General features: G+C 58.5%; 8 protein-coding genes. 2 read left to right on the forward strand and 6 right to left on the reverse strand.

The annotated features are described in order from the left end of the window. Positions 1–2: 2 nt before the first annotated feature. The 5 genes from ACOOHD_RS03870 to ACOOHD_RS03890 form a co-directional block, all read right to left on the reverse strand. Positions 3–170 (reverse strand): hypothetical protein, encoded by a 168-nt coding sequence (locus ACOOHD_RS03870; protein WP_420460252.1) that lies wholly within the window; start codon positions 168–170, stop codon positions 3–5. An 87-nt stretch (positions 171–257) separates the two neighbouring features. Further along, on the reverse strand, positions 258–2573 hold the full coding sequence (locus tag ACOOHD_RS03875) for a choice-of-anchor B family protein (protein ID WP_420460253.1): 2316 nt from the start codon (positions 2571–2573) through the stop codon (positions 258–260). A gap of 51 nt (positions 2574–2624) precedes the next feature. Continuing rightward, positions 2625–3230, reverse strand: coding sequence for a hypothetical protein (locus ACOOHD_RS03880; protein WP_420460254.1), 606 nt, complete (start codon positions 3228–3230; stop codon positions 2625–2627). 41 nt (positions 3231–3271) lie between these two features. Then, positions 3272–3853 carry a dephospho-CoA kinase gene (gene coaE / locus ACOOHD_RS03885; protein WP_420460255.1) on the reverse strand — a complete coding sequence of 194 codons (582 nt, stop codon included), beginning with the start codon at positions 3851–3853 and terminating at the stop codon, positions 3272–3274. Between the two features lie 34 nt (positions 3854–3887). Further along, positions 3888–5423 (reverse strand): SulP family inorganic anion transporter, encoded by a 1536-nt coding sequence (locus ACOOHD_RS03890; RefSeq protein ID WP_420460256.1) that lies wholly within the window; start codon positions 5421–5423, stop codon positions 3888–3890. Between the two features lie 100 nt (positions 5424–5523). Here ACOOHD_RS03890 and ACOOHD_RS03895 point away from each other — a divergent pair, with 100 nt between their 5' ends. Together ACOOHD_RS03895 and ACOOHD_RS03900 are read left to right on the forward strand one after the other, a co-directional pair. Beyond that, positions 5524–5859 carry a 2Fe-2S iron-sulfur cluster-binding protein gene (locus ACOOHD_RS03895; protein WP_420460257.1) on the forward strand — a complete coding sequence of 112 codons (336 nt, stop codon included), beginning with the start codon at positions 5524–5526 and terminating at the stop codon, positions 5857–5859. A gap of 550 nt (positions 5860–6409) precedes the next feature. Continuing rightward, positions 6410–6835, forward strand: a complete 426-nt coding sequence (locus ACOOHD_RS03900; protein WP_420460258.1) for a group I intron-associated PD-(D/E)XK endonuclease — start codon at positions 6410–6412, stop codon at positions 6833–6835. On the opposite strand, the gene ACOOHD_RS03905 is transcribed toward ACOOHD_RS03900, so the two are convergent. Continuing rightward, positions 6836–10045 (reverse strand): AsmA-like C-terminal region-containing protein, encoded by a 3210-nt coding sequence (locus ACOOHD_RS03905; protein ID WP_420460259.1) that lies wholly within the window; start codon positions 10043–10045, stop codon positions 6836–6838. It lies immediately after the preceding gene. Positions 10046–10049: the final 4 nt, after the last annotated feature.

The raw sequence follows: 10049 nt of genomic DNA on the forward strand, positions 1-10049 counted from the left end.
GATTACTTTACGGCCACCCCCTTACTGCTGAGCTGGGTCAGGTACTGCTGCCGATCCGCGGCGTTACGCAAAACTTGCGCCGTACCGCCATCACTTCCGGTCAGGCGATTAAGTAGATAAGCTGCGGTGAAACGTGGAGTAGTGGCTGCCATGGTAGTGTAGTGTGCCATAAATGTAAGTATTTGTTTTATAAAAACTAAAACAAAAACAAAAAATTTTATGACGCTCAATCACTGAGCGGTAATGTTCAAGTACCCTCACCACTTCACTACCCTAACTACCATTCCCCCCGAACGCACCACATACCCCCCACGTGGCAGCGCCGCCCCAAAGTTGATCCGCCGGCCTCCCAACGGCACCGCAACCTGCTCCACCAGCACTCCCCGCACATCGTACACCTCTAGCTTGGGTCCGGTAGTTAGACCAGCCGGTAGTTCCAACGTAAAGTAGGTCGCACTAGGATTAGGATACACCCGCAGCGCGACCCGGTCGGAAGCTACCTGCCCAACCGGCGCAGTCAGGTCCCCGTCCCGAATGAAAAAGTCGTCAAAGCCCGCCTCGATCCTGCCGTCCGCTCCCTGCTTTCCCACCGAAATCCGCAGCTGTAGAGAATCGGATAAACCCGCCATTCCAATCAAGTCAATACTATCTTTCAACCACTCGCCCCCAGTGCTACCGTACGCCGCAAGCAGCACCGCACCGGCCGGCCCCGCCAGCTCCACCCGCAGCGAGTCACCGGGATCAAGAATTTCGTTCACCACGTAGTACGCGTAGGATAGAATAGCACTATCCCGGTAAGCCCTCAGGTCAATGTACGGTGACACCAGTACAGTGCGCCCGCTCACCACACCGATGGTATCGCCCGTCAACGAATCCACCCGCCCGGTCAGGTAGGCTAGGTCTTGTACATCCCCGGCAGGACCACGCTGCCACGCCCCAGCCGTAGTATCCCCCGTGACCGACCAGCCCAGGTCACTAATGAAGCTATCCGCGTAGCCGCGCTCCAGGTAGAGCACCGTATCGGCTAGCGCGGTGACCTCCACCTCTGGAATACGGAGTTCTCGGTAGCCCCAGGCAGTTGCCGTGAGCCGGTAACCCTGACTTGGTACATCGGTGAGCGTCACCTGCGCCAGCGTATCACCCACCGCACGATACTGTAGACTATCCCGTACCAGTAACACCTGCCCTTCTCCGATGGGCTCGTCCGTAATGCGATCACGCAGGGAGAGCGTGGTGGTCGCCACAATTTGTGGTTCGAGCGCGACCGACTGCACCGCCTCTTGCCCGCTGGTCAGCCGGACACTCACCGTATCGGCGAAGTAGCCGGGAGCGCTCACCCGCACGCGGTAGGTATCCGTTTCACTCACGACCACCCCGGTAGCGTACCGCCCGGCCGCATTCGTAGTTCCCCTATTCAGGTAAGCATCCAGAATCACCACTTCCGCCCCGTTGATCGGTGCTCCGGTTACTGCATTGCTGATCGTTCCGGCTAACCGCGCCGCCCGTTTATAATCTACGTCGATCACGTAGAGTCCGGTAGCCCGATCGGACACCAGGGTGAGGCCACTAGGAAGGAAAGGGTAGGCCCCCCAGTCTCCGTTGAACCCCCCGTCCGCTCCCGGCCAGGTATCGTAGTTAGCCACCTCGATCAGGTTTGCCGGATCGCTGGCATCCACTACCCGCAGCCCGTCGGTGTAGTAGCTGATCGACAAGAAGTCATCGATCACGTGCACGTTGTGGGGAATGGTGCGCGTATCTAAACTACTCAGCGGACGGTATTCATCCAGCAACCGGATGTCTCCGTAGTCCGATAGATCAAAGGCAGCCACCGAGGCATTGGCCCGCTCGTCCGTAGTGAAGACCGTCCGCCCATCCGCCGTAGCCCAGGCATTGTGCGTAAAGGCAAATGGGGTAGGGGTCACTCCCAGCTTGGTAATATTTGTCAGCTCAGTCACGTCGTAGAGGGCCAGCTCTCCCCGGTAGATTTCGGAGGCGTACATCACCCCGTCCTGCACGTACACGTCGTGCGCGTAGGTCTCGGGCCCCACGGCTACAAGTGGGGGCGCGAGCGGATCGGCCGCCGCATCAAAGATTAGAATACCCCCGTCGTTCAGGTTCCGATCTCCTCCCGCAGTGAAGATGAGCCCCCGCTCGTTGTCCACGTACAGATTGTGCGCCCGCACAAAGGCCCGCTCGAAATCCGGCACCGTATACTGCTGCGTCGAATAGGAGATACTGTCCGGCAGACTCCGCAGATCGATCACGGTGAGTCCGGCATCTCCCTCATCGGCCACTACGTATCCGAACTCTCCGTACGTCTTCATGTCCCGCCAGTTGCTATCTTGCCCTCTCACCCGGGCTACCTCTACGGGACTGGCCGGGTCCGCCAGGGATATCACCGCCACACCGTCGTAGAGTCCCAGCAGCGCATACTCAGTGCCGTCGGGTGCCACGTAGCCCCACACGTCGTTGACATCAACCTCGTAGTCCAGATTCCCGACAAGCTCCGTGTTCAGTTGCGCCCCGAGATGCAGGACAACCACCGCAAGGAGCAGGGTAAGGGTATACTTCATGGAGTTATATACGCTGGACGTTGGGTTTCGCTATCCATTCTCCCCATTTCCTTAGTCCGCTCTCCGATATACGATTGTTTCGTTACTCACCCCCAGCAGTTGCAGCTCCAGCAGGTCCTCATCCAGGCGCACGATGCCGTAGCAATCCGTCTGCGCCGGTCCGGAGATTGTAAAGCAGGGCTTGCCTGTACTCACCCCCCCGCTACAGGCATCGGGGCATACGCCGTGAAACTCCAGGTTTTCCTCCACCAGCAGTTCCCCTTCGTAGTAGGTTTTGTAGTGGGTGGGCGTGAGTTCCACCTGCTCCTGCCCGTCGTCGGTATTGACCCAGCGTCCGCTCAGCAGTTGTTGGGCCGCGGCCGCGGGTGCACGGTCGGTGGAAGCGGTAGCCCCCTTACTCTCGGCGTAGTTGGCTCCGTCCTCGTCAATTTTTAGTCCGTAGGGAGTAGGTGCGTTTTCCCCACTACCTGCCACCGTGTCGTTGTAGCCGGCATCCGGTAGGGGCACGGTATCCGGCTCGGCCATCAGCGCCTGGCTCACGGCTTGGGGCTGACCGGCAATCGCATAGGTACTATCTATCAGGGCATCGTCGCTTGCGTACTCGGAGGCACAGGCGGTAAACAAATAAACAACGAACAGAAGGCTCAGAAAGCGCATAGGATCCGGTATTGGTCCTGAGGAAACGATAACGTAACGCATTAAGTGCGGAACTGCCGGTCGAGGACCAGAATTTGGGGTAGTAGCAGGGTACGCCCATCGTTCGTGATGAGATAGTCCGCCGCCGCTTCCTTGCGCTCGTCCGACCACTGTTTAGCAGCGCGTTGCGCGAACTGCGCTGCACTGATTTGGTCGCGGCCCATCACCCGCCGGCGCCTTTCCCCTACCGGACAACTTACCACCACGACCTCATCGTAACTGGCGGCAGCGTCGATTTCGAACAAAATGGCCGCCTCGTGGAGGGTGTAGGGATGTGTCTGTCGCTGGTGCCAGGAGTTTCCATCGCGGGCCACGACCGGATGGACCAGGCTATTCAGGTCAGCTAGTGCCAGTGCATCGCCAAAGACCTGGCTGCTGAGGTAGGCCCGATCGAGCTCGCCCGCTGAGTACGCCTGTTGTCCGAAGCGGCCGCTGATCGCCTCGCGCAGCATGGCATCTTCCACCATAAGGCGCTTAGCCCGATCGTCGGCGTAGTAGACAGGCACGCCAAGTCGCTCGAATTCCCGACAGACGGTGGTCTTACCCGCCCCGATGTTTCCGGTAATACCGATCCGCTTGGGCATATGCGTTGGTTGAAACCGGTAAGATAGCGCGTTGTTAGGCCGGTTGATCTACCGCCACCTTGTAGGTGGGGTCTTCGACCAGGTTGACCTCGATGATCGCATCGGCCTTATTGAGCAGCTGGCGGGAGTCCTTGCTGAGGTGCTGTAGGTGTACCCGCTTACCCACGCGGTGATACCGCTCGGTCAGTTTATTGAGGGCTTCGATGGCCGACATATCCACCACCCGGCTCTCCCGAAAGTCGATCACGATCTCGTCCGGATCGCCCAGCACGTCGAATTTCTCATTGAACACCGCCACCGAGCCGAAGAACAACGGACCGTAAATCTCGTAGTGCTTGACCCCCTGCGCGTCCACGTGCTTGCGGGCTCGGATACGCTTGGCACTCTCCCAGGCAAAATTGAGCGCCGCAATGATGACGCCAACGATGACGGCCAGGGCCAGGTTGTGCAGGAAGATGGTCACCAGGGTCACTAGGACCATCACCAGTAGGTCCGACTTCGGCATCTTACCGAAGGTGCGTAGGCTCGCCCATTCAAAAGTGCCCACGGCTACCATGATCATCAGTCCGGTGAGCGCCGCCATCGGCACCAGCTCGATCAGGCTGCTCCCGAACATGATAAACACCAGCAGCATTATCGCCGCTACGATCCCCGAGAGCCGCGCCCGCGCGCCCGCACTGATGTTGATCAGCGACTGACCTAGCATCGCACAGCCTCCCATACCCGACAAAAAGCCCGATAGGATGTTGGCTGCGCCCTGAGCCACGGCCTCCTTGTTACCCCGCCCCCGCGTTTCAGTGATCTCATCGATGATGTTGAGCGTAAGCAGGCTCTCGATAAGTCCTACCCCGGCCACGACCAGTGCATAGGGCGCTATCACGCTCAGCGTCCCGAAGGAGAAGGGCACCTGTGGAATGTGGAAGGGCGGAAAGCCCCCGGCGATGCTGGCTAGGTCACCAACGGTAGTGGTCTCGATTCCGAGCGCGGCTACGATTCCAAACACGGTCAGGATGGCGACCAGCGAGGCCGGCACGGCTTTGGTCAACCGGGGCAATCCCCAGATGATAGCCATAGTCACCAGCACCAGTCCGCCAAACAAAAGCAATGACTGCCCCGTCAACCAAGCTCCGGTATCTGGGTTTTTGAACTGATCCAACTGCGCCATAAAGATGATGATCGCCAGCCCGTTCACGAAGCCGAAAATAGCGGGGTGGGGCACCAGCCGCATCAGCTTACCGAGCCGCAGAAGGCCCGCTACTATCTGAATGATGCCCGCCAGCACCACGGTAGCAAAGATGTATTCGATGCCGTGCGACTGGGCCAGCGATACGATCACTACCGCCACCGCCCCGGTGGCGCCCGAGATCATCCCAGGCCGCCCACCGAGTACCGCCGTGACGATACCCATCACGAAGGCTGCATAAAGTCCGATCAGTGGCGGAAGGTCCGCCAGAAACGCAAAGGCCACCGCCTCGGGCACGAGGGCCAGGGCGACGGTAAGTCCGGATAGGATCTCGATCCGGTAGTTCACCTTCTGCGAGAAATCGAATAGATTGATGTACTTTTTCATGGAGTCGATGGCCTTACCGCACGGCATATGCCGGGGCACTTACGCTAAAACGGCCGCGAAGGTAAGCTATATTTGCGCCCCCCCACAAGCCTCTCCCGCTATGCCCGAGTCCGGTAACATTCTCCTCACCGTCATCGACCGCGTCGGCGAGGCCCACGAACTGGAGGCCCCCACCGACATGAACATGAACGTGATGGAGGTCTGCAAGGCCTACGAGCTACCGGTCAAGGGCACCTGCGGCGGCATGGCCCTGTGCAGCACCTGCCACTGCTACATCCTCACCGACACCCCGCTACCCGACATGAGCGACGACGAGGAGGATATGCTCGACCAGGCCTTCTTTGTCGAGGACAACAGCCGCCTGGGCTGCCAGCTTCGCATTACCGATGCTCTCGATGGTCTGCGCATCCAGCTCGCCCCCGAGGCCGAAGATTAGTTTTTTAAAAATCACCGTAAACTTTTGCCGTTTGCGGATTGTCTCTATCTTTGCAGCCCGTTACGATGGTAGCGTGGTAAAAATTACATCGCGGGGTGGAGCAGTTGGTAGCTCGTCGGGCTCAAGATTGTAAGTCTAACTGGCCGTGTCAAAACGGTTTTTGTGTGGTGATACCCACCGCACGAACTGAATAAGATTCAGCAGCTTTTCTTGCTTGGGCTGCCTTGGTGGAAACACCTGGGTGAATATTCATCAAATTCGGGGAAGCCTTTCGTATGGTAATCCCGAGCCAAGCCTGGACTTAGTCTGGGAAGGTGTAGAGACTTAATGGTGAACACCGTAGTACGACCCCCGTCGTACCGGTGAAGAGAAAGTCCAGACCATCAAATCCGTCTTATGTACAGACGGGCGTAGCGAAAGCTATAGTGGTACGCATAACCCGAAGGTCGCAAGTTCGAGTCTTGCCCCCGCTACTTTGGCATAAGCCGCTACGGACTTCGGTTCGTAGCGGCTTTTTGCGTTTCCGCTAGTCGGCACGTATTTTCGGCAAATGCTGACGAAACAACGTGGTGATATTGCAGAACAGGCCGTAGTACTCGAAGCGCTCAAACGAGGATGGGGCGTATGCAGACCGATCGGGGATTATCTACCCTACGACTTAGTACTAGATATTGACCAATCATTATACAGGATACAGGTAAAATATGCTTGGTACGATCAGGCCAAGAAGAACTATGTCGTAGATGTGAGGCGCACGAAGACAAACCGGCGGCAGATGGTTCGGAGTAATTACCTCCCTGAGGACTTTGACTTCGCTGTGCTTTACATCGAGGCTACCCATAATTTCTACGTCATGCCGGCCAAAGTATTTATCTCCTATGGCAGCGAAATTCATCTCGTAGAAGATGACAAACGCCAGCGTAAGCCAAGGTCGGCAGTGTACCGGAACGCATGGCAGCTTATCGGCAACGACTAATCACTCCCCCCCACCACTCTTCTTCCGCTTAAAGGGATTAAACTTCTCCAACTCCTTCTTCACGTCATCTACCGCATCCTGGGCGGCACCGGGGAGGGCTAGGCTATCCGAACCGGCGGTGGCCGTACTGTCACGGCCTAGACCGAGGGCACCACGTAATTTATTCGCGGCTTCCCGCTCTAGGCGATCGGCCTGTTGGGCGGCGGCACTACGTAGGCTATCCTCTACGACTTGGGCGCGCGCACCGGCCAGGGCTTTAGCGCTGTCGACGCGGGTTTCGAGCTCGTTACGTACCTGCTCCTTGCGAGTCTCTAGCTCTTCCTGCACCCGGTCCTTCACCGCAGCGGTGACGGAGCCGGCCAGCGACTGATCGCCACTTCCCCCCTCGGTACCCAAGAGATCGAAGCCGGCGCGCGGATTAGAGATGGTGCCGGTTAGCTTGATATTGAGGTTGAGGGTGTCACCGGGGGAGATATTAAGACCCAATTTTCCGGCCTGGCCGGCCAGTTTATCGAGGGCGGAGAGCGCCGTACCGGTTACGATATTGCCCTGGATCAGGGTGCGGGGCACGGCGGCCCGGATGCGGTAGTCCATATCGGTATCGAGCCCGTGGGTACCCCCCAGTTGCATCGGGATACCCGCCAGCCGGAAGTCAAAGGGCTCGACCGTCACCTTACCGTCGTTGACCTGGAAGGCGGCGATGATATCCTTCAGGGTAGTGCTGTTCTTTAGCTCGTTGACGTTCAACGCGTTACCGATCACCTGCAACGGTTTGAAGGAGGCGATGCGGGCCTCGGCCGTGCGCAGTAGCCCCTTGGCGTCTATCGAGTTCAGTTTCGGGAAAAAGTCATCCCCAAGCTTACCCTCCATCACCATTTGGCTGCTAAAGTTGCCGGAGATAAACTTACCCACCGGGGCCAGGATGGCAAAGGTGTTGAGCGCTCCGAAAGCCTGCGAAAAGTCCATATTTTTCATATCATACGAAAAGTGGAAGCCCGGCTCCTCGCCCTCCGCTGTATCGTAGGAGCCGGTAAAGCCCATGGCACCTCCCAGCAGATTGGCATTGCCGTCTTCGATTACTACCGCACCATCGCGCACCAGCATGGTACCCCGCACGTCATTCATCGTGATGTCGGTATACTGCACGCGGTCGGCTACCATATCTACCCTCAGGTTAATATTTCGCGGTACGGGGATGGGGGCCGTTTCGGCAGTCGAAGCGTCAGCGGGCGGGGTCGCAGGTGCATCACTGGTAGCAGCGGCAGTTTCATCCTCCATAAAGTCCGCCACGCTGAAGTAGCCCGAGCGCACCGAAAGGTCACCCGTCAGCACCCCCTCGTCGAAGGTGTAGTCGAACAGGTTACTGACCACGCCGCTCATGGTGAAGTTGCTCTGCTCCAGCGTGGCGGCGGCATTGGCAATTTCGAGCCGGTTTGGTTTGATGTTGCCGATCACGCGCAGATCCTTCGGCCGGTACGTGCCATAGGCCAACTCCTGGATCTCAGCGTCTACGTCAAAATCGAAGCGGTCAAACACCTCAGTTTCCGTTTCTGGGGTAGGGGTGGTAGCCGTGGCATTCAATTCCGCCGGGCTGCTGACCCGCTCGCTGTCCTCCTCGGACATCCACTCATCGGCGTCGAAGTAGTTGGAGCGCATCGTCACGCTGCCGCGCATGGTTTGCTCGGGGCTGAAGTAGGCCAGGATGTTGTTAATCTTAGCGGATGCGGAGACATCGCTGCGCCCCAGGGTGGCGGTAAACTGCTGGAGGTCGACGTACTGGGGGGTGAAGTCAGCCTTGGCCTGAGCGATGCGTACCGAGGGGGTGCCCTCTGCGGTATACACCAGATTGCTCACTAACAGATCGCCGGCCAAATTGACCTCGGCGTAGCGGCCAGCATCGATGGCGCTCTGGCGCACATTGTCCATCGTAATGTCCGCTACGATGCGGCCGGCCAGCTCGCTGACGCCCTCTAGCGGAATGGCACTAGACCACTTCTCCAGGTCGAGGGTACCCTTCAGCCGGGCATCTACATTGGGATCAGAGAGCGGTGAGGTCAGGCGGAAGCGCCCCGCAAACGGATCGCCCCCGAGTGTAAAGTCAAAGCGGGGTAGGTCGACCACCAGCTGATCGAGGTCGCTAGACGGACTATTGACCGCAAGGGCCGCATCGATGCCGGTGATGCCTACCGGGCGGCCGGGGTACTGCACGCTGCCGCCGCTGATGTCGCTATTGATGGTGAAGGCGGGGTACATTTCTTTATCCCCATTGTAGGTACCGTTGACAGTACCCTGTAGGGTGAAGGTGCCACCAGTCTGCACGCGTTCGTAGCCCTCGGTGTAAGCGGCGGGAATGATACTCCAGAGCTGCTTAAAGTCATTGGCCGGAGCCTGGTAGCTAAGGTCAAAGTCGATGTCGTCATTCTCCTGAAGATCGATGCTTCCGCCGAACTCAAGGGCCAGAGCGTTGAGGGTCACGCGGTTGTCCTTGAAGGTATAGCGCAGTGCGTCGGCGTCGATATTGACCACGGCATCCGCATTGAGGGTGGCCTCATCGAGGTAGGTAACGCCGCCCTGGGCCACGGTAAAGGCATCGGCGGTAGCGATGGTCCGGAGGTCGAAGACGGAGGCCGTGAAGTCACCGTCGCCCGTAGCGTCTAGGCCCGTGAGTTGAATGTACGTAGTGGTAGTACGGTCATCGTATACGAGACTACCATCGTTGACCGCGAAATGATCGAGGGTGAGGAGTGGACCGGCTTCTTCCTCCGCAGGCGTTGCACCGGCGGCCCCGCCCGCTTCTTCCGTTTCCGGAACTATGAGGTAGTTGGCCAGTTCCGGCGTCAGCACCAGCAGATTGATACTGGGAGCATCGAGCGTGACGGCGTCGATGTTGTAGTTACCGTCGCCCGCTACGACGGACCAAAAGCCCAGATCGACGCGCGCCTGCCGGCCGGTCACGAGTGGAAGGCCTGCGAAGGTGTCGATTCCGATGACGCTATAGTCGTCGATAGCGAGCGAGATGTCAGGAAAGCTGCGCAGGAAGCTCACGTTGGCGTCGGCAAAATCGACCCTGGCGTTCAGGTTATTATTGATGGCCGACTTCACATTGGCGACAATCTGATCCTTGAACAGGAGAGGAGCGGCCAGGAGGAAGCCCACGAGCAGCACCACGAAGACTAGCAGGCCGATGAGCAGACGTTTGGTGAGTTTCATACGG

It is taken from the genome of Neolewinella sp., assembly GCF_965214665.1.
GTDB lineage: Bacteria > Bacteroidota > Bacteroidia > Chitinophagales > Saprospiraceae > Neolewinella.

Bases quoted from the DNA above. Each gene is read 5' to 3' on its own strand.
- ACOOHD_RS03870 (WP_420460252.1), bottom strand. From the start codon at position 170: ATGGCACACTACACTACCATGGCAGCCACTACTCCACGTTTCACCGCA.
- ACOOHD_RS03875 (WP_420460253.1), bottom strand. From the start codon at position 2,573: ATGAAGTATACCCTTACCCTGCTCCTTGCGGTGGTTGTCCTGCATCTC.
- ACOOHD_RS03880 (WP_420460254.1), bottom strand. From the start codon at position 3,230: ATGCGCTTTCTGAGCCTTCTGTTCGTTGTTTATTTGTTTACCGCCTGT.
- coaE (WP_420460255.1), bottom strand. From the start codon at position 3,853: ATGCCCAAGCGGATCGGTATTACCGGAAACATCGGGGCGGGTAAGACC.
- ACOOHD_RS03890 (WP_420460256.1), bottom strand. From the start codon at position 5,423: ATGAAAAAGTACATCAATCTATTCGATTTCTCGCAGAAGGTGAACTAC.
- ACOOHD_RS03895 (WP_420460257.1), top strand. From the start codon at position 5,524: ATGCCCGAGTCCGGTAACATTCTCCTCACCGTCATCGACCGCGTCGGC.
- ACOOHD_RS03900 (WP_420460258.1), top strand. From the start codon at position 6,410: ATGCTGACGAAACAACGTGGTGATATTGCAGAACAGGCCGTAGTACTC.
- ACOOHD_RS03905 (WP_420460259.1), bottom strand. From the start codon at position 10,045: ATGAAACTCACCAAACGTCTGCTCATCGGCCTGCTAGTCTTCGTGGTG.